General features: G+C 70.8%; 16 protein-coding genes. 11 read left to right on the forward strand and 5 right to left on the reverse strand.

Annotation, left to right across the window (positions count from 1 at the left end; genetic code table 11):
• Window positions 1–2 precede the first annotated feature (2 nt).
• The 6 genes from SK224_RS12585 to SK224_RS12610 all read left to right on the forward strand — a co-directional run bounded on the left by SK224_RS12585 (window position 3) and on the right by SK224_RS12610 (window position 5,477).
• Complete coding sequence (locus SK224_RS12585) at window positions 3–1,283, forward strand: aconitase X catalytic domain-containing protein (RefSeq protein ID WP_320435019.1); 1,281 nt, start codon at window positions 3–5, stop codon at window positions 1,281–1,283.
• Window positions 1,280–1,714, forward strand: a complete 435-nt coding sequence (locus SK224_RS12590) for an aconitase X swivel domain-containing protein (RefSeq protein ID WP_234073743.1) — start codon at window positions 1,280–1,282, stop codon at window positions 1,712–1,714. The genes SK224_RS12585 and SK224_RS12590 overlap by 4 nt, the downstream gene beginning before the upstream one ends.
• A gap of 90 nt (window positions 1,715–1,804) precedes the next feature.
• Window positions 1,805–2,890, forward strand: coding sequence for an ABC transporter substrate-binding protein (locus SK224_RS12595; RefSeq protein WP_320435020.1), 1,086 nt, complete (start codon window positions 1,805–1,807; stop codon window positions 2,888–2,890).
• An 18-nt stretch (window positions 2,891–2,908) separates the two neighbouring features.
• Window positions 2,909–3,742 (forward strand): ABC transporter ATP-binding protein, encoded by an 834-nt coding sequence (locus tag SK224_RS12600; protein ID WP_309733401.1) that lies wholly within the window; start codon window positions 2,909–2,911, stop codon window positions 3,740–3,742.
• A gap of 4 nt (window positions 3,743–3,746) precedes the next feature.
• Window positions 3,747–4,607: an ABC transporter permease gene (locus SK224_RS12605; protein WP_320435021.1), complete on the forward strand. Its 861-nt coding sequence runs from the start codon at window positions 3,747–3,749 to the stop codon at window positions 4,605–4,607.
• 66 nt (window positions 4,608–4,673) lie between these two features.
• Entirely contained in the window at window positions 4,674–5,477 is an 804-nt protein-coding gene (locus tag SK224_RS12610; protein WP_320435022.1) for an IclR family transcriptional regulator C-terminal domain-containing protein, read from the forward strand.
• A gap of 7 nt (window positions 5,478–5,484) precedes the next feature.
• Here the strand turns inward: SK224_RS12610 and SK224_RS12615 are convergent, their stop codons facing one another.
• Window positions 5,485–6,867, reverse strand: a complete 1,383-nt coding sequence (locus SK224_RS12615; RefSeq protein WP_320435023.1) for an FAD-dependent oxidoreductase — start codon at window positions 6,865–6,867, stop codon at window positions 5,485–5,487.
• Window positions 6,864–8,588 (reverse strand): dihydroxy-acid dehydratase, encoded by a 1,725-nt coding sequence (locus tag SK224_RS12620; RefSeq protein ID WP_320435024.1) that lies wholly within the window; start codon window positions 8,586–8,588, stop codon window positions 6,864–6,866. Before SK224_RS12620 ends, SK224_RS12615 begins: the two co-directional genes overlap by 4 nt.
• A 99-nt stretch (window positions 8,589–8,687) precedes the next feature.
• On the opposite strand from SK224_RS12620, the gene SK224_RS12625 reads away from it, so the two are divergent.
• From SK224_RS12625 to SK224_RS12640, 4 genes are all read left to right on the forward strand, one after another.
• Window positions 8,688–9,869, forward strand: coding sequence for a Bcr/CflA family efflux MFS transporter (locus SK224_RS12625; RefSeq protein WP_320435025.1), 1,182 nt, complete (start codon window positions 8,688–8,690; stop codon window positions 9,867–9,869).
• Window positions 9,870–10,279: 410 nt separating this feature from the next.
• Window positions 10,280–12,073 (forward strand): circularly permuted type 2 ATP-grasp protein, encoded by a 1,794-nt coding sequence (locus SK224_RS12630; RefSeq protein WP_320435026.1) that lies wholly within the window; start codon window positions 10,280–10,282, stop codon window positions 12,071–12,073.
• A complete protein-coding gene (locus SK224_RS12635) occupies window positions 12,067–12,999 on the forward strand; it encodes an alpha-E domain-containing protein (RefSeq protein ID WP_320435636.1) in 933 nt (310 codons plus the stop codon). Before SK224_RS12630 ends, SK224_RS12635 begins: the two co-directional genes overlap by 7 nt.
• A complete protein-coding gene (locus SK224_RS12640) occupies window positions 12,996–13,841 on the forward strand; it encodes a transglutaminase family protein (RefSeq protein ID WP_234073734.1) in 846 nt (281 codons plus the stop codon). Before SK224_RS12635 ends, SK224_RS12640 begins: the two co-directional genes overlap by 4 nt.
• Window positions 13,842–13,965: 124 nt before the next feature.
• On the opposite strand, the gene SK224_RS12645 is transcribed toward SK224_RS12640, so the two are convergent.
• The 3 genes from SK224_RS12645 to SK224_RS12655 are packed head-to-tail and all read right to left on the reverse strand — an operon-like array spanning window position 13,966 to window position 17,411.
• Window positions 13,966–15,339, reverse strand: coding sequence for an MFS transporter (locus SK224_RS12645; protein ID WP_320435637.1), 1,374 nt, complete (start codon window positions 15,337–15,339; stop codon window positions 13,966–13,968).
• Between the two features lie 5 nt (window positions 15,340–15,344).
• Entirely contained in the window at window positions 15,345–15,776 is a 432-nt protein-coding gene (locus tag SK224_RS12650; RefSeq protein ID WP_320435027.1) for a MarR family transcriptional regulator, read from the reverse strand.
• A gap of 45 nt (window positions 15,777–15,821) precedes the next feature.
• Window positions 15,822–17,411 carry a DHA2 family efflux MFS transporter permease subunit gene (locus SK224_RS12655; protein ID WP_320435028.1) on the reverse strand — a complete coding sequence of 530 codons (1,590 nt, stop codon included), beginning with the start codon at window positions 17,409–17,411 and terminating at the stop codon, window positions 15,822–15,824.
• A 78-nt stretch (window positions 17,412–17,489) separates the two neighbouring features.
• On the opposite strand from SK224_RS12655, the gene SK224_RS12660 reads away from it, so the two are divergent.
• Complete coding sequence (locus SK224_RS12660) at window positions 17,490–18,338, forward strand: alpha/beta hydrolase (protein ID WP_320435029.1); 849 nt, start codon at window positions 17,490–17,492, stop codon at window positions 18,336–18,338.
• Window positions 18,339–18,395: the final 57 nt, after the last annotated feature.

Genomic DNA, 18,395 nt, shown 5'->3' on the forward strand with positions numbered 1-18,395 from the left:
TCATGCACCTCACCGACGAGGAGAAGCGCATGCGCGACGGCGTCGAGGGCGACGCCGTCGCGGTCGCGATGGACCTGCTGATCCGCTATGGCGACGCGCTCCAGGCCGAGCGCCTGGTCGCCACCCGCAACGTCGCCGGAACCATGACCCAGCCCTCGCCCGCCAAGGCGAAGCTGGTGGCCGAGGGTGGGTGGGCCAAGGCGTTCGCCGTCATGAACCTCGACAGCGACCGCGAGCTCGAGATCCCCTCGATGCGCGTGCCCACCTGTCAGCTGCAGCACGGCTTCGGCGCCGATGCCCAGGGCCTCACCCGATACCCGGTCGACAGCATCCGGCTGCAGGAGGACGCGGAGTCCTACTTCACCGACCGCGGGGTGCGGGTGCTGGGCACCTGCACGCCGTACCAGGTGGGCAACCTGCCCGTCCTCGGCGAGCACTGCGCCTGGATGGAGTCGTCGGCCGTCGTCTATGCGAACTCCGTGCTGGGCGCCCGAACGAACTGCGAGGGGGCCGCCTCCACCGGTGCCGCGTCGTTGACCGGCCGCATCCCGTACTGGGGAAATCACCTGCCCGCGAACCGTCTCGCCACCCACCTGGTGCGGGCCGAGACGCCCGTCGAGGGGTTCCGCGAGTGGGGACTGCTCGGCTACTTCGTGGGCGAGCTCGTGCAGGAGGCGCGGCCCGCGGTCGTCGGCTCGCTCGCGCCCGCATCGGATGCGGACCTCAAGCACTTCGGTGCCGCCACCGCGACCTCGGGCGGTGTGGAGCTGTATCACCTGCCCGGCGTCACGCCGGAGGCGCCGACTCTGGAAGCGGCGTTCGGACGTGCGGGGATACCGGAGGCGGTGACGTACGGCCAGCGGGAGCGGCGGGCGACGTACGAGACGCTCAACGCCCAGGGCGAGAGCACGGAGGTCGACTTCGTGCTGCTCGGCTGTCCCCACGCCTCGCTCGCCCAGGTGGAGGAGATCGCGGGGCTGCTCGAGGGGCGCCGCCTGGCCGACGGTGCGCAGCTGTGGGTCATGCTGCCGCGTGCGCTCGCCGCCGAGGCCCTGCGTCGGGGCTGGACGCGCACGATCACGCGCGCCGGCGGGCGGGTGCTGACCGAGTCGTGCCCCGCGATGTCGCGCGCCGCTCCGCCCGGCACCCGCGTCATGGCGACCGACTCTGCCAAGCAGGCGCACTACCTGCCCGCGATCCTCGGCATCGAGGCGTGGTTCGGCACGACGCGCGAGTGCGTGGATGCGGCCGTCACAGGCCGCTGGCGAGGGGAGCTGACGTGATCGAGCTGGTCGGGCGGGGGATCGTCCCCGGGCGCGTGCGCGCGCCGGCGCTCGTCACGCGCGAGCCGATCTCGGGGTTCGGAGGCATCGACGTCGCGACCGGGACCGTGATCGAGCCGCGGCACGAGCTGTTCGGGCAGTGCTTCACGGGTCGTGTGCTCGTCTTCCCGGGCGCCAAGGGCTCATCGGGGTGGTCGGGGTTCTTCCAGAGCACGCGACTCATGGGCACCGCTCCCGCAGCCCTCGTGTTCGACGTGATCACGACCAAGGCCGTGCTCGGCGCCATCGTGACGCGAGTGCCGACGGTCGTGCAGGCCGCCCCCGCGCCGCTGGAGACGATACGCACGGGTGATGTCGTGGAGGTCGACGGCGACACCGGTCGGATCGTCGTGATCCGGACCGACGGGGTGGCGGTGCATTCCGGTGAGTGAAAAGGTGGTTGGACCCCGGCGTACTGGTTCGCAGACTCGTCGTGTCGCTCGCAATGGCGTGAGCGGATCATCCCGACACAGGAGTCAGACATGATCACAGCAGTTCGTCGTACGAAGACCCGCCGTCTGTCGCTGGTCGCAGCGACGCTCGCGGCGGGCGCCCTCGCGCTCACCGGATGCGGCGGAGGCGCCGCGGAGGAGTCGGGCTCCACGCCCGGCGCGGGCGGTGACCTCGGGTCCATGACGGTCGTCACGTTCCTGCCCCTGGAGTCGTTCAGCTTCGGCCCGGAGATGTTCGCGTACTCGGGCGGATACTTCGAGAAGCACGGGCTCGATGTGACGCTCCAGCCGGTGCAGGGCACGTCTGCCGCGATCCAGTCGTTGCTCGGCGGTGCGACCACCCTGACCCGTGCGAGCACGGTGGACGTGTTCCCGCCGATGGTCGACGGACAGCCGATCCGCGCGGTGGGCACGATGGCCTACAAGTCGAACCTGCGCATGATCTCGGTCGAGGACGACCCCATCACGACCCCCGCCGACATGGAGGGCAAGGTCATCGGCATGGGCTCGATCGGCGGCACCAGCGAGAAGCTCTTGAACCTCACTCTGGACGACGCGGGGATCGCGGAGGACACCGTCACCCGCCAGGCCGTGCCCGTCACGGCGGCGACCCTCGAGGTCGTGCGCCAGGGACAGCTCGACGGCTACATCGTCAGCCTCGACACGTCGCTCGCCATCGGCCAGCAGAACCCGGACGCGGTCGTCGACGACGCGGGCCTCGGCGACGCCCCCGACATCCAGACCTGGATCACGACCGAGTCCAACCTCAAGGACGAGAAGAAGGTCGCGCAGATCGAGGCGTTCATGGCCGCCATCCGCGAGGCCGTGCAGGACATGATCGACGACGCGCCGAACAACTTCGCCAACGTGCTCAAGACACTGCGCGACAGCGGCGACTGGAACTTCCCGGCGCTCGCCGACGACGAGATCGCCGCGGCCGCGCTGGAGGTCTACACGACGCAGACCTGGGTCGATGCCGACGGCGGCGTGCCGCTGCTGGAGAACGACCTGGACGCCTGGAAGGCCACCTACGACACCTACGTCAAGGCGGGGATGCTCGAGGGCGGCCAGAACCCCGGCGACTGGATCACGAACGACTACGTGCCCGCGGGCTGAGCACGGGAAGGAACGATCATGAGCAACGACACCGTCGTCACGGCCGATCCGCCGCTGACTCAGACCGCGACGCAGCCTCGCCTGCGCATCCGGGGCGTCGGACGCGACTTCCAGACCCGGGCGGGCGTGACCCACGCCGTGTCGGGCGTCGACCTCGACATCCAGCGGGGAGAGTTCGTCGCCCTGATCGGGCGCTCGGGATGCGGTAAGACGACGCTTCTGCGCATGATCGGCGGCCTGCTCGCGCCGACCGCGGGTTCGATCGAGGTCGACGGGCGCCACCTGTGGCGTGACGGCCGGGTCGAGCCGTCCGCCGTGACCCGGCTCGGGTTCGTGTTCCAGGAGAGCAACCTGTTCCCCTGGTTCTCCGTGCTCGACAACATCGCGCTGCCGTTGAAGCTGCGCGGTGTGGGCAAGGCGGAGCGGCGAGCGCGTGCCGCCGAGCTCGCCGACCTCGTGGGGCTGAAGGGCTTCGAGCGTTCGTATCCGCGTGAGCTGTCGGGCGGGATGCGGCAGCGCGCCGCGATCGCGCGCTCGCTGAGCACCGAGCCCGACCTGCTGCTCATGGACGAGCCCTTCGGGGCGCTCGACGCGCTGACTCGTGAGCGGATGAACCTGGAGCTGCAGCGCATCGTCCTGCAGACCAATTCCACGGTCGTCTTCGTGACGCACGACATCCCGGAGGCCGTGTTCCTGGCAGACCGGGTCGTGCACATGACGCCGCGGCCGGGCCGCATCCGGCAGATCCTGACCGTTCCGGACGCCAAGCCGCGCGACATCGAGTTGCAGACGACGCCCGGATTCAACGACATCGTGCGCAGCCTTCGCCACGACCTCGACGAGGAGGAATGAGCGCATGACCACCGTGCAAGCACCCCCGGACCAGCCGACCACCACCTCGGTCGTGACCCTCGAGCGCCGGCGCGCCCGCGCGCGGACGATGAAGGTCCTGCCGTGGATCGTGACCCCGGCCCTCGTGGTCGTGATCATCGGCCTCTGGCAGCTCTACGTCAGCGCCTTCGAGGTGAACCCGTTCGTGTTCCCCCCGCCGGCCGCGGTGGGCGAGGCGTTCGTCGCACTCGTGGCCGACGGCAAGACGTGGGCGGAGGCGGGCGTCACCGTGACCGAGATCCTCGTCGGCTTCGCCGTCGCCGTCGTCCTCGGTGTGGTCGTGGGCGTCGTCCTCGGCAAGCTCCCGTGGCTCGAGGTGAGCATCCGACCGCTCATCGTCATCGCGCAGGTCGCGCCGAAGGTCGCGTTCGTGCCCCTGTTCGTCATCTGGTTCGGCTTCGGGATCACCTCCAAGATCGTCCTGGCCGCCCTCCTGGCGTTCTTCCCCGTCATGCTCAACGTGCTGCTGGGTGTGCGATCCGTCGAGCGGGGCCAGCGCGAGGTGATGCGCAGCCTCAACGCCTCCCGGGCGCAGACCTTCACGCAGCTCGAGATGCGCAGCTTGCAGCCGTACCTGTTCGCCGGGATGGAGGTCGCGATCGTGCTCGCCACGATCGGCGCCATCGTCGGCGAGTACCTCGGCGGCAGCGTCGGACTCGGCGCGATGGTCGTGAGGGCCATGAACTCCCTGGACGCGGCACGCACCTTCGCGCTGATCCTGCTGCTCTCGCTGATCGGTCTCGTGCTGTATCTGATCGTCAACGAGGCGAAGCGGTTCTTCATCCCCTGGCACGAGTCGGTCTACGGCCTGCGCGAGAACCTCTGATCCGCATCCCGACGCCGCGCCTTCCCACGGGCGCGGCGTCGGCGCGCGTCGTGGGAAGGTAGCCAGGTGACGCAGGAGGACAGATCGCGCGACCGCATCCAGAGCGTGGAGCGCGCCGTCGCGGTGCTGCGCGCCTTCGGCGGGCACGATGCGACCTCGAGCGTGAGCGAGCTGGCGGCGCGGGTGCAGCTGCCGAGGCCCGTCGTGCGCCGCATCCTGCTCACGTTCGAGCACATCGGGTACGTCCGCAGCGAGAACGGCCGCTGGGCGCTGACCGCCCGCATCCTCGAGCTCGGTGCCGGCTACTTCGCCGCCTCGTCGCTGCCCGAGATCGCGCAGCCGATCATGGCCGAGATCGTCGCGCAGACGGGGGAGACCTGCAGCATGGGCGAGCTGGACCTGCCCGACGTGATCCATGTCGCGCGCGTGGAGGAGCGTCGCCCGCTGCCGGATGCGGTGCGGGTCGGCACGCGCCTGCCCGCCCACGCGACCGCCGTCGGGCGCGTGCTGTTGGCGGATCTGCCCGAGCCGGAGCTCGATGCCTACCTGGCGCGACCGCGCGAGGCGTACACCCCTCTCACGATCGTCGAGACCGGCGCTCTCCGCGAGCGCCTGCGGCAGGTGCGCGAGGGCGGCTACGACGTGTCGATCGAGGAGCTGCATCCAGGGATGATCGCGGCAGCCGTGCCGATCGTCGTCGCCGGGCGAGCCGTGGCGGGACTGACGGTGTCGTCCACCACGCTGCGCTCGCGGGAGGCGGCGTTGCGCGACGAGATCGTGCCCGCGCTGCGGGATGCGGCCGAGCGCATCGCCGCGGCCTATCGCGCGGCGAACCCGGGCGTGTACCGCACGCCGCCCGCCGCCGGTTGACGCGCTCTCAGCGCGCCGAGACGGGCGTCGGCACTACCATGTCGGCGGTCGGCTCCTCGGTGCCGAGATAGGCGCCGTCTGCGATCAGACGCGCCTGGAGCGCCGTCACGTCCACGTCGCCCGCTGAGACGCCCGCGCCCAGCGCGAGCGCGGCTGCGGTCCCGGCCGCTTGGCCCATCGCGAAGCAGGGCCCGGTGACGCGCCCCGAGGACTGGCCGCCCTGGGTCATCGAGGCGCAGCGCCCGACGACGAGCAGGTTCGGCACGACCTGCGGCACCAGCATCCGGTACGGCAGCTGGTTGAACCCTCTGCTGTCGGCGGGGGCGAAGCGGAACTCGACGTCTCCCGCCACGTGGGCCTCGACCGGCCAGCCGTTCACCCCGATCGCATCGGTGAAGTCGGCGCAGCCGAGCACGTCCTGCTCGGAGAGCATGTAGCGGCCGCGGATGCGACGGGTCTCGCGGATGCCGATCTGCGGCGCGATGTCGACGACGTAGGAGTCCTCGAAGCCGGGCGTGCGCTCGCGGATGAAGGCGAACGTGTCGCGCACCTGACGCCGCCCCTGGAGCTCCCCGTGCGAGAGCTGTCGCACATCGGTGCCGTCGACGGCCGAGCCGTCGTCGTTGCTCAGCTGCGTGAGGTTCGACCGCCACTCCAGCGGATTGCGCTGCGGACGCACGATGGGCTTCTTACGGGGGAAGCGATGCGTGCCGGCCGCCTCCGCTTCCTCCATCAGGCGACGGATGGTGCGCCACGCCGGGCCCGCCTTGTCGTAGTCGACCCCGTTGATGCGGAACATCAGCGAGGGGTACAGCAGGTGCTCCGATCGCTCGAACGGCGCACCCGCGAAGGCCGCGATGTCGGCGTCGCCGGAACCGTCGATGAAGACGGAGCCGCGCACGGCCTGTCGGCCGGACTTCGATTCGATGACGACCGCGTCGATCGCGCCGTCGTCGGCGAGTACCGTGTCGACGGCGCTCGTGTGGAACAGCACCTCCGCGCCGGCCGAGACCAGCAGCTCGTCCGCGGCGATCTTGTAGGCCGAGATGTCGAACGCCTGCGCCATGATGCGGTCGTCGACGCTGAGGTGCGCGTCGTTGAGACCGTCGAGGGCGATGAGTCGGTCGAGCAGATCGTCGGTGATGCCGCGGATGACGCGCATGTCGACCCCGTCGACGCGGGCGTGCAGACCGCAGAAGGTGCTCAGGCCGCCCATGGTCCCCGCGCCGCCGAGGAACCCGTAGCGCTCCAGCAGCACCACCGAGCGCCCGGCGCGCGCTGCGGCCGTGGCGGCGAACAGCCCCGCGGGCCCGCCTCCGACCACGACGACGTCGTACTCCCCGATGACGGGGATGCGGGCGGCGGGCAGGGTGATCGTCGATTCGGTCATGCGTCCTCCAGGCTCGGGATCTCGGTGTCGTCTCGGTCGCAGAGCCCCGGCCGCGCGCACAGCACGGCGCCGCAACCCAGAGGCTGAACGAGCTGCTCGTACTGGTCGAGCATCCCGCCGCCGGAGTCGCGGTCGACGGGTGGGCGGTACGGTTCGCGCGCGGCGAGCTCGGAGGCCTCGACGAGCAGGTCGACGCGTCCCTCGGAGAGGTCGATGTCGATCACATCGCCGTCCTGTACCCGGCCGAGCGGCCCGTCGTCCGCGGCCTCGGGGGAAACCTCGCCGATCGAGATGCCCTGGTTGACCAGCCCGCTGAACTGCCCGTCTGTCACGAGTGCGACGTCATCGGCCAGCCCCCGTGCGTGCAGCGCGAAGATGAACGCGGAGGTCAGACCCATCCCGGGCGCCCCCCGCACGCCGATGCCGCGGATGACCGCGACGTCGCCGCGCTGGAGGCGGCCGTCGCCGATCGCCCCGATCGCCTCCTCGCGGTTCGCGAACACCCGCGCTGGTCCTCGGAAACGATGCGGACCGGGATCCGGGACGGGACGCTTCGCCACGGCGCCGCCCGGGGCGAGTGAGCCGCGCAGCACGGAGATCGCGGGATCGGTGCCGAACGGGTCCTCGAGCGAACGGATGATCACGCCGTCCGGGGCGGGAGCCGCGGCCGCGTTCTCGGCGACGGTCGTGCCGGCCGCAGTGGGCCGCTCGCCGTGCAGCAGCGGCAGCAACGCGCGCAGCAGCGTGGCACCGCCGCCGGCGTCGTCGAACTCCTCGATGAGCGCGGGGCCGTTGGGGCGCACGGATGCGAGCAAGGGGGTCTGGCGACCGAGCGTGCGGAACAAGCCCCAGACATCGACGTCCACGCCGGCCTCGATCGCGATCGCCTGCAGATGCTTGATGGTGTTCATCGATCCGCCGACGGCCAGCATTGCGCGCACCGCATCCTGGATCGCCTCTGCGGTGATGATGGAGCGCGGCCGGATGTCGCGGGCGATCAGATCGGCCATGGCGACAGCCGAGCGGCGCACGCTGTCCCACATCCGCGCGCCGTTCGCGCGCACGGGGGCGGCGCGCGGAACGGTCATGCCGAGTGCCTCGGCGACCACGTGCATGGAGTTCGCGGTGGCCATGCCCGAGCAGACCCCCGGACCCAGGATCGCGTCGTCGGCGAGGTCGACGAGGTCGTCGGTGGGAGCTCCCGTGACGGCCGCCTGCGCGGCGAGCAGGAAGACCTCCTCGACGTCGGCCTCGCGCCCCTCCGCGAGCCCCGAGTGCTGATAGCCGCACGGCACGATCACCGTGGGGACGTTCAGGCGCCCGGCGGCCATGAGGTGCGCCGGCGTCGTCTTGTCGCACGAGCTGAGGCAGATCATGCCGTCGAGCAGCGCGCCCTCGACCGCCGCCTCGATGTCGTTCACGATGAGGTCGCGGCTGGGCAGGATGTAGCGTCCGGCGCGCCCTGCGCTCGTGACGAAGTCGGACGGGGCGGCGGTGCGGATCTCGAAAGGCAGCAGGCCCTGGGCCCGGAGCTCCTTCTTGAGCACGGCGACGATGTCGTCGAGATGAGCGAAGCACGCTGCGAGATCGGACGAGGTGTTGACGATCGCGATCTTGGGGCGGTCGAGCTCCTCCGCGGGGATGCCGAGGGAGCGCCACTGCGCACGACGGGCGACCCCGAGCGCGGAGGTGGGAGGGAGATTGCTGCGCAACGCGGACATCCGTCGTCCTTCCAGTCGTCATCGACGAGATCCGAGTGTACGCATTGCGATCGACTGAACGCAATGCGTACACTCGGATCTCGTGCGAGCGGTACTCAGATGAGGGCGTCGCGGCCGCTGACCGCGGGACTCGTCGTCGTGCTCGGTCTGCTCATGACCGCCAATCCGCTCGCGGCCAGCCTCTTCCTACCGGGCCTCGGTGTGATCGTGGACGATCTCGGCACCACCGTCGCGGGCGGCCAGATGGTCTACACCGGGTTCCTCCTCGGCGTCGCGGGCGGTCAGCTGCTGATCGGACCGCTCTCGGACGCGACCGGCCGCCGCCCAGCTCTGCTGTGCGGGCTGGGGGTGCTGGCCGCATCCGCCGCCGCATCCGCTGCCGCAGGCTCGATCGAGGTGCTCGTGGCGACGCGCGTGGCGCAGGGGCTCGGGGCTGCGGCGGTGGTCGTCGTGGCCCGAGCGGTCGTGGCCGACCTCGCGACCGGGGTGGCCGCCGCCCGCGCCTACAGCATCCTCATGTCCGTGATCGCAGCGGGCCCGTTCGCGGCGCCCATCCTCGGGGCCGCCGCGCTGCAGCTCGGCGGATGGCGGGCGGGCTTCCTCGTACTCGCGGTGTTCGCCGCGCTGGCGTCGGCTGTGGCGGCCCTGTTCGTTCCCGAGAGTCTCGAGCGCGGGCGGCGCCAGGCCCTCCGCCTCGGCGTCATGGCCGCCAACTACGGGCGCCTCCTGCGCGATCGCGGATACGTTCTGCCCGCCCTGTCGATGGCGTTCGCGTTCGCGGCGCTCGCTGTGCACTCCGCCGCATCCTCCTTCGTCGCGCAGGAGATCCTGCGCACGGGGCCGTGGGGCTTCGCGCTCGTCTACGCGCTCTATGCGGGTTCCGTTCTCGCCGGCAGCACGCTCAATGCCGTGCTGGTGGGGCGCTTCGGTATCCGACGGATGATGGCGGCCGCGCAAGGGGCGGCGCTCATGGCGTCCACCGCGCTGCTGGTCTTCGCCCTGTGGGGGCCGTTCACCCTGGTGACCTTCCTCGTGCCCGTTCTCGTGAGCGGCGCAGCGGCATCCGCGGTGCTGGCCGGTGCAAGCGCCCTCGCGCTGTCGCGGGCGCGGTTCGCGGCGGGTGCGGGGGCCGCGCTCATGGGATCGGCGCAGTACGCGGTGGCCGCCGCCGCGGCGCCGGTGGGCGGTCTTCTCGGCTCGCACACCGCCGTTCCGATGGCGGCGGGCATGCTCGCCTGTCTCGTCGTCAGCGCGCTGTGCGCCGCCCGCGACCGCCCCTGACATGTGGTGCGGGGTGGGGGCGGTGCGTGTGGAACGGGGTCGCGGGGGCGGACTGGTGCGCCTGGGGCGGGCGGGCGTGTCGGGGCGGGCGTGCGTGTCGGGGCGGGCCGGTATGCGTGTCTCACAAATGCACGCGTACGGGACATCTCGCGTGCCCGTTTGAGACACGCACGCCGGCGGGGTCGTTGCGTGTCTCACTTGTGCACGTTTGCGGGGTGTGGTGCGTGCACGTTTGAGACACCGACGTCGCGCGAGCGGATGCGGGGTGCGGGGTGCGGCGTGCGGCGTGCGGAGCGGAGCGTATGCGGGACGCGGAGCGGGTGCGGGTGGACCGGGAACCGGCTGGCGCGATCCACATCGCGGCGTGCGGAGAAACATCCTGGCAATACGCGCGCGATTAGGCTCATCGCATGGGCGACTTGTTCGACGGCTACGGCTCCACTCTCGCGCCGCGCAAGACCCCGCAGGGGCTGCCCGCGTTCGACGAGATGTTCGGTCATCCCGCGCACCCCGGAGCAGCGGCGGAGTCGCGGAGCGCCTACCGCGAGCTCTACCAGGCGCTGGCGCGCATGACGCAGGAGGAGCTGCGCGGGCGCACCGAGTCGCTCGCCTCCAGCTACCTCGCTCAGGGCGTCACCTTCGACTTCGCGGGCGAGGAACGGCCGTTCCCGCTGGATGCGGTGCCCCGCATCATCGACTACGCGGAGTGGAGCGAGATCGAGGCCGGCGTCAAGCAGCGCGTCCGGGCCCTCGAAGCGTTCCTCGACGATGCCTACGGCCGCCAGAACTGCGTGCGCGACGGGGTGATCCCCGCGCGCCTGATCGCGTCGAGCCAGTACTTCTACCGCCAGGCCGCCGGCATCCACGCGGCGAACGGCGTCCGCATCCAGGTGTCCGGCATCGACCTCATCCGCGACGAGCACGGCAAGATGCGGGTGCTCGAAGACAACGTGCGCGTGCCCTCGGGCGTCAGCTACGTCATCTCCAACCGCCGCGTCATGGCGCAGACCCTGCCCGAGCTGTTCCTCTCGATGCGGGTGCGTCCGGTGGGCGACTACCCCAACAAGCTGCTCGCGGCCCTGCGCGCCTCGGCCCCGCCCGGCATCGACGACCCCAACGTCGTCGTGCTCACGCCCGGCGTCTACAACTCGGCGTACTTCGAGCACACGCTGCTCGCGCGGCTCATGGGCGTGGAGCTCGTCGAGGGGCGCGACCTGCTGTGTATGGGCGGGCGGGTCTTCATGCGCACGACGCGCGGGCCCAAGCGCGTCGACGTCATCTACCGCCGGGTCGACGACGACTTCCTCGATCCGCTGCAGTTCCGCGCCGACTCGATGCTGGGCGCGCCGGGGCTCATGCTCGCCGCGCGCATGGGCAACGTCACGATCGCCAACGCGGTGGGCAACGGCGTCGCCGACGACAAGCTGCTCTACACCTACACGCCCGACCTCATCCGCTACTACCTGTCGGAGGAGCCCATCCTTCCGATTGTGGACACGTGGCGGCTCGAGGACCCGGCGGCGCTCGAGGAGGTGCTGGACCGCCTCGACGAGCTCGTCGTGAAGCCGGTCGACGGCTCCGGCGGCAAGGGACTCGTGGTCGGTCCCGACGCCTCGCGTGCCGAGCTCGACACGCTGCGCAAGACCCTGCTGGCCGACCCGCGCGGGTGGATCGCGCAGCCGGTCGTCATGCTGTCCACGATCCCCACGCTCGTCGAAGACGGGATGCGGCCGCGCCACGCCGACCTGCGACCGTTCGCCGTGAACGACGGCGACGACATCTGGGTGCTGCCCGGCGGTCTCACGCGTGTGGCGCTCCCGGAGGGGCAGCTCGTCGTCAACTCGAGCCAGGGCGGCGGGTCGAAGGACACCTGGGTCGTCGGTGGCGCGGCCCCGGGCCACGTCGAGTACGGGCAGGGCCAGGGGCTGGCGGGGCTCGTGGCCGACCAGGCCTCGACGATCACGCAGGCCATCCCGATCATCACGGATGCGGCGCTCGAGGTCACCCCCGATGAGGTCGATCACTCACCGCAGGAGCGTCCCCGCTCGCATGTCGAGCAGCAGGAGCAACAGCAACAGGCCCGCGTCGCCGCATCCACCTCCGGGCATGTCCCACTTTCCGCAGAAGTCGCCCCCGATAATTGCGGCAACCGGGACATGGATTGCAGCAATCGGGACATGGAGGGGGGTGCGCAATGCTGCTGAGCCGGATCGCCGAGAGCCTGTTCTGGATCGGGCGCTACATCGAGCGCAGCGACGGCACCGCCCGCATCCTCGACGTGCACCTGCAGCTGCTGCTGGAGGACCCGTGGATCGACGAGGACACCGCCTGCCGCTCGCTGCTCGCGGTGATGGGATCCTCGCCGCCCGAGGGCGTCGAGACCGTCACGCGCGAACACGTGCTCGCGCGCCTCGCCGTCGACCGCATGAACCCCTCCAGCATCCTCTACTCGCTGACCTCGGCGCGCGAGAACGCCCGCCGCGCGCGCGAGATCGTCTCGACCGAGCTGTGGGAGTGCCTCAACACGACCAACGCGCGGATGCCGCGGCGACTGCAGACCGACAAGGTGCACGAGTTCTTCCAGTGGGTGCGCGAGCGCGCCGCCCTCGCGGTCGGCGTCGTCGACTCCTCGACGAGCCGTGACGAGGCCTGGCAGTTCTTCACCCTCGGCCGGTCGATCGAGCGCGCGGACATGACGGCGCGCCTGCTCGCGACCCGATCGCTGACCGAGGCGTCCGGGCCGTCATGGACCACCATCCTGCGCTCCTGCGGTGCGTACGAGGCGTACCTGCGCACGTACCGTGGCATGCCGAGCGCGCGCAACGCGGCGGAGTTCCTGCTGCTCGACCGCCTCTTCCCGCGCTCGATCATCTACTCGATCTCGCGCGCCGAGGAGTGCATCTCGGCCATCGACCCGCGCGAGGACCGCGTGGGGCAGTCGAATCAGGTGCTGCGGGCGCTCGGCCGCATCCGCAACGACCTCGAGTATCTGCCGATCGGTGACATCCTGAGCGAGCTTCCCACCCACATGCTCCGGGTGCAGACCGTCACGCGCGAGGCGTCCGACGCCATCCGCCAGCGGTTCTTCCCGACGCAGGCCGAGCCCAGCTGGATCGGAGAGACCTCATGAAGCGGCTGCGGATCGAGCACGAGACGGGCTTCCGGTACGGCGGCGACGTCTCGGCCTCCTACAACGAGGCGCGGATGCTGCCCGGCACCACCGAGAGCCAGTTCGTGCTCAGTGCGGCGCTCGAGATCGAGCCGTCGACCGCGGTCAACACCTACGTCGACTACTTCGGCACGCGGGTGAGCGCGTTCGACGTGCTCTCGCCCCACCAGGCGCTGACGATCACCGCGCGCTCGCTCGTGGAGGTGCGCCCGCGGCCCATCGAGCACACCGGCATCACCTGGGACCGTCTCGCGGCCGAGGCCGCGCGGTCGCTCGAGACGGTCGAGCAGCTGACGCAGACGCACCGCACGCGTCCGCATCCCGAGGTCGCCGAGCTCGCCGCATCCTACGCATCCCGGCACGACGACCCGGGCCGCGCGGCGCACGAGATCTGCGTCGCGATCGGGGACGCGGTGGAGTACATGCACGGGGTGACCGGGGTTCATTCGACGGCGATCGACGCGTGGGAGGCGCGCAAGGGCGTGTGCCAGGACATGGCGCACATCGCGATCGGTGCGCTGCGCTCTGTCGGCATCCCGGCGCGCTATGTGTCGGGCTACCTGCATCCGCGTCCGCAGGCCGAGGTCGGCGTCGCGGTGACGGGGGAGTCGCACGCGTGGGTGGAATGGTTCGCCGGCGAGTGGACCGGCTTCGACCCGACGAACAACATCGAGATCGGCGACCGCCACGTGCTCGTGGGGCGCGGGCGCGACTACAACGACGTGCCCCCGCTGCGCGGCGTGTACGCGGGGCCGTTCAAGAGCAACCTGCACGTGAAGGTCACGATCACCCGCGAGGCCTGACCCCGCGCTGTGCCGCGGCCCCGGTCGGAGAATCGGCCGAATGTCGGAGGATGCGGCCGGAAACCTCCGACATCGGGTCGCATCTCCGACGCGCGTGCGCGGCGCGCCGGCGTGGGGCCGCGCGTCAGGGGCGCGGGGCGCGGGCGGTGCCCGGCGAGCGGCGCCGGATGCGGCGGCGCGTCGCCGCATCCGGGAGGGTGATGGGGGCGGTGGCGGCGGCGACCTCGTCGCTGAAATCCTCCGGCGCGACGACGCGGACGGGCCGGGTCTCGTCGATCTCGAACCGCAGGCGCGCCCCGGGATCGCGGCGCACCCGACCGGATGCGAGCAGCCAGGTGACGCCGATCGCGCAGCCGATGAGGCCCGCGACGGCGCCGACGTCGATCGCGGTGCGCGGTCCCCACGCGTCGGCGACCCAGCCGGCGATCGGAGCGCCGATGGGTGTGGCGCCCATGATGACCGCCATGTACAGCGCGAGCACGCGGCCGCGCAGGGCCGGATCCGTCGTGGTCTGCACGTAGCCGTTCGCGGTCGTGAGGATCGTGACGGTGCTGAAGCCGACGAACACGAGGCTCACGGCGTAGAGCGGGTAGGTCGGCATCGCCGCGGAGATGAGGGAGAAGACGCCGAAGGCCCCGAGAGCTGCGATCACGACCCGCATCCGGGCGCGATCGCGTCGTGCGGCCAGCAGTGCCCCCGCGAGGGAGCCGATGGCCAGCACGGAACTCAGCAGCCCGTACCCGTCGGCCTGCTGCCCGAACTGCACCGCCATGGTGGAGGCGAAGATCGGGAAGTTCATGCCGAAGGCCGCGATCAGGAACACCATCGCGAAGATCACCTTCAGATCCGGCCGCCCCGCGACGTAGCGGAAGCCGTCGGCCAGTCGCGCGCCGCCCGGCGCACGCGTGCGCGGCACGAGTTCGCGCACCCGTACGAGCATGAGCGCGACGAGCATCGCGAGGAAGGTGCCCGCGTTGACGATGAAGACCCACCCGGTGCCCACCAGCACGATCAGCACGCCGCCGATCGCCGGTCCGAGCAGACGCGCGGCGTTGAAGGATGCGGAGTTGAGCGCGACGGCGTTGGAGGCGTCGTCGCGCGACACGATGTCGGTCACGAACGCCTGACGCGCCGGCGCGTCGAACGCGTTCGCGACGCCGAACGCCGCCGCGAAGCACCACATGAGCGGCAGCGTCATGACGTTCGTCAGCAGCAGGATGCCGACGGCCACGGCCAGCAGCATCAGCGTGGACTGGGTGACCAGCAGCATCCGTCGGCGATCGAAGCGGTCGGCCGCCCAGCCGGTGATGCTCACGAGTACGAGGGGAGGTCCGAACTGCAGCGCCATCGTGACGCCCATGGCGGTGGCGTCGTTGTCGGTGAGCTGCGTCAGCACCACCCAGTCCTGGGCGGTCGCCTGCATCCAGCCGCCGATGTTGGAGACGAGTGCGCCCAGGAACCAGACGCGGTAGTTGAACAGCCGCATCGAGCGGAACATGGCGCTCATCGCTCCGCCACCCGGCGCAGGATCTCGGATGCGGCGTGCAGCGTCGCGCGCTCGTCGGCATCCAGCTCGTCGAGTGCCTCCTCGAGCCACGCGTTGCGACGCCGCACGGTCTCTTCGACGACGGCGCGGCCCGCATCCGTGAGCACGATGTTGACCTTGCGGCGGTCGGCGTCGTCGCTCCGGCGCTCGAGGTAACCGGACTCTTCGAGGCAGTTGACGGTGCGGTTCATCGACGGCGCGGTCACCCGCTCGCGGGCGGCGAGCTCACCGAGGGTGCGCGTGCCATTGACCTTCAGCGCCATGAGCACCGAGAACTGTCCGTCGCTCATCGAGTCGACCGCGCGCTGAGCACGCAGACGCCGGGCGAGGCGGAAGACCGACATGCGCAGCTCGGCCGCTTCAGCGGCGCGGGGGGATTCGTCGGTCATCTCGATCCTTAGCATAGCTCATTAGTCTTGCTAAGGATCTATGGGTTACCCGGTTTCGACCTCCGCCCGGCGGCGGCCGCCGAGGGTGACGGTTGCCACCAGGCCCACGGCGATGAACCCCGCCGCGGTGAAGGCGGCGTAGCGGGTGCCGTCGGAGAAGGCGGTCTCTGCGGCGGTCGCGATCTCGGTGGTCTGCGGGTTCGCAGCGAGACCCGCGATGGCGCCGCCCGCGGAGTCCACGACGCTGGCGACGATCTCGTCGCGCTGGGAGGCGGGCACGCCCGCGTCGTCGAGCGAGCTCGCCAGCAGGCCGCCGGTCGAGGTGAACAGCACCGTGCCGAGGATCGCGACGCCCAGTGCCGAACCGACCTGACGGGAGGTGGACTGCGTGCCGGAGCCCTGTCCGGAGAGCTCGACCGGGACGTCCTGCAGGATGACACCGGTGAGCTGCGCGGTCGCGAGTCCCACGCCGAACCCGTAGACGAACAGTGCCGGCAGCAGCCAGCCCCACGCCGCATCCGGGGCGACGACGAGACCGACCCAGACGACGCCGATGATCTCGGCGAGAAGCCCGACCCGCACGATCGCCACCGGCGTCACGCGGCCGGACGCGGCGCCGGCGAAGCCGCTCGCGACGAAGGAGCCGACCGCGAGGGCCAGAAGAACCAGGCCCGTCTGCAGTGCGTCGAAGCCGAGCACGAACTGCAGCCACAGGGGCAGCGACAGGATGATGCCGAACTCGCCGAGGGCGACCGTCAGCGCGACGAGATTGCCGTCGCGGAAGGTGCTGATCCGGAACAGCGAGAGATCGAGGAGGGCGGCGCGACCGCGGTGGACCCGGTGCGCGCTCCACGCGATGAAGGCGATGAGCGCGACCACGGCGATCGCGAACGCCACGGGCACGGGCGAGATCGAGAACGGCCACGTGACCGAGCCGAGCGAGAACGTGGTGTCGGTGTTCTGCCACCAGCCGTACGTGCGTCCCTCGATGAGCCCGAACACGAGGGACCCGAAGAGGACGACCGACAGGAATGCGCCCACCCCGTCGATGCCGCGCCGGGTCGACTCGCGCGACTCCGGGACGGTCATCAGGACGCCGATCACGATGATGACGGCGAGAGGCAGGTTGATGCCGAACGCCCAGCGCCACGAGAAGGCGGTGGTGAGCCAGCCTCCGAGCAGGGGCCCGACGGCCGCCATGCCGCCGATCGTCGAGCCCCACACGGCGAAGGCGATGCCGCGCTCCTTGCCGCGGAAGGTCGCGTTGATGAGGGAGAGGGTTGTCGGCAGGATCATCGCGCCGCCCACGCCCTGCACGAGACGCGCGAGGATCAGCAGGCGCCCGTCCGGGGCGAGGGCTGCGCCGATGGAGGCGAGGGCGAACAGGACGACGCCGATGAGCATGAGCCGCCGCCGGCCGATCCTGTCGGCGATCGAACCGAACAACAGGAGGAACGCGGCGAAGACGAGCGTGTACGCCTCCTGGATCCACTGCACCTCGGTCGAGGAGACGCCGAGCTCGTCGACGATCGACGGCACGGCGACGTTGACGATCGTCGAGTCGACGATGATCAGCGACACGGCGACGCTGATGAAGACCAGACCCGCCCAGCGACGGGATGACGGAGCGTTCATAATTTGTCTCGCTTTTCTAGCTTTCTCGACCAGAGGTTACACCCGTCACCGCGACGTGGAACACATAAAATCGGGACCATGCCGGAGTTCACCGACGCGCACGGCGTCGCGATCGTCTATGACGTCCATCCCGCCCTGGGCCGCGCGCGCGGTGTCGTGCAACTCCTCCACGGCGTGGGCGAGCACGCCGGCCGCTATCCCGTGCTGATCTCCGCCCTCACCGAGGCGGGCTTCACGGTCTACGCGGACGACCACCGGGGGCACGGACGCACCGGTCTGAAGCAGTGGGGGGATCCCGCGCGTCTCGGACGACTCGGTCGCGGTGGACACCGCGCGGCGGTGGATGCCGTGTGGCAGCTGACCAGCCGCATCCGCGACGAGAACCCCGACCTGCCGCTCGTGCTGCTGGGCCACTCCTGGGGATCGTTCCTCGCCCAGATCCTGGTCAACCGGCATCCGGAGGCCTACGACGCCGTCGTGCTGTCGGGATCGGCGCTGCGCCTGCCGGGCACGCTCAACGCGGGCAACCTCAACGCGCCGTGGCGGCGAGAGGACGCCACGGGAACGGCGTGGCTGTCGAGCGACCTCTCGGTCGGGCGCGCCTTCGTCGACGACCCGCTCACCACGGGCACGCCCCTGCTGAAGCTCTTCGGGCCCGTCGACGCCGCGCGGCTGTTCGGACGTCCGCGCCGGAATCTGGGCCGCGACATCCCGATCCTGCTCATGGTCGGGCGCGACGACACCGTCGGCGGCCCCCGCAGCGTCCACAAGCTCGCCGCTGAGTACCGCGAGCGCTCCGGGCTCACCGACGTCACGACCCTCGTCTACCCCGGGGCGCGCCACGAGATCTTCAACGAGGTCATGCAGGCGGACGTGCGCGCCGATCTGCTCGCCTGGCTCGACGCCCGCATCCCTTCCCGCGTCTGAGGCGCTCTTTCCCCCGCGCTCTCGCGCCCTCTTTCCCCCGCGCTGTCACCCCCTCTC

This window comes from Microbacterium sp. BG28 (assembly GCF_034044005.1).
Classification (GTDB): domain Bacteria; phylum Actinomycetota; class Actinomycetes; order Actinomycetales; family Microbacteriaceae; genus Microbacterium.

Bases quoted from the DNA above. Each gene is read 5' to 3' on its own strand.
- SK224_RS12585 (WP_320435019.1), top strand. From the start codon at position 3: ATGCACCTCACCGACGAGGAGAAGCGCATGCGCGACGGCGTCGAGGGC.
- SK224_RS12625 (WP_320435025.1), top strand. From the start codon at position 8,688: ATGAGGGCGTCGCGGCCGCTGACCGCGGGACTCGTCGTCGTGCTCGGT.
- SK224_RS12620 (WP_320435024.1), bottom strand. From the start codon at position 8,588: ATGTCCGCGTTGCGCAGCAATCTCCCTCCCACCTCCGCGCTCGGGGTC.
- SK224_RS12630 (WP_320435026.1), top strand. From the start codon at position 10,280: ATGGGCGACTTGTTCGACGGCTACGGCTCCACTCTCGCGCCGCGCAAG.
- SK224_RS12595 (WP_320435020.1), top strand. From the start codon at position 1,805: ATGATCACAGCAGTTCGTCGTACGAAGACCCGCCGTCTGTCGCTGGTC.
- SK224_RS12640 (WP_234073734.1), top strand. From the start codon at position 12,996: ATGAAGCGGCTGCGGATCGAGCACGAGACGGGCTTCCGGTACGGCGGC.
- SK224_RS12650 (WP_320435027.1), bottom strand. From the start codon at position 15,776: ATGACCGACGAATCCCCCCGCGCCGCTGAAGCGGCCGAGCTGCGCATG.
- SK224_RS12615 (WP_320435023.1), bottom strand. From the start codon at position 6,867: ATGACCGAATCGACGATCACCCTGCCCGCCGCCCGCATCCCCGTCATC.
- SK224_RS12645 (WP_320435637.1), bottom strand. From the start codon at position 15,339: ATGTTCCGCTCGATGCGGCTGTTCAACTACCGCGTCTGGTTCCTGGGC.
- SK224_RS12655 (WP_320435028.1), bottom strand. From the start codon at position 17,411: ATGAACGCTCCGTCATCCCGTCGCTGGGCGGGTCTGGTCTTCATCAGC.
- SK224_RS12660 (WP_320435029.1), top strand. From the start codon at position 17,490: ATGCCGGAGTTCACCGACGCGCACGGCGTCGCGATCGTCTATGACGTC.
- SK224_RS12605 (WP_320435021.1), top strand. From the start codon at position 3,747: ATGACCACCGTGCAAGCACCCCCGGACCAGCCGACCACCACCTCGGTC.
- SK224_RS12600 (WP_309733401.1), top strand. From the start codon at position 2,909: ATGAGCAACGACACCGTCGTCACGGCCGATCCGCCGCTGACTCAGACC.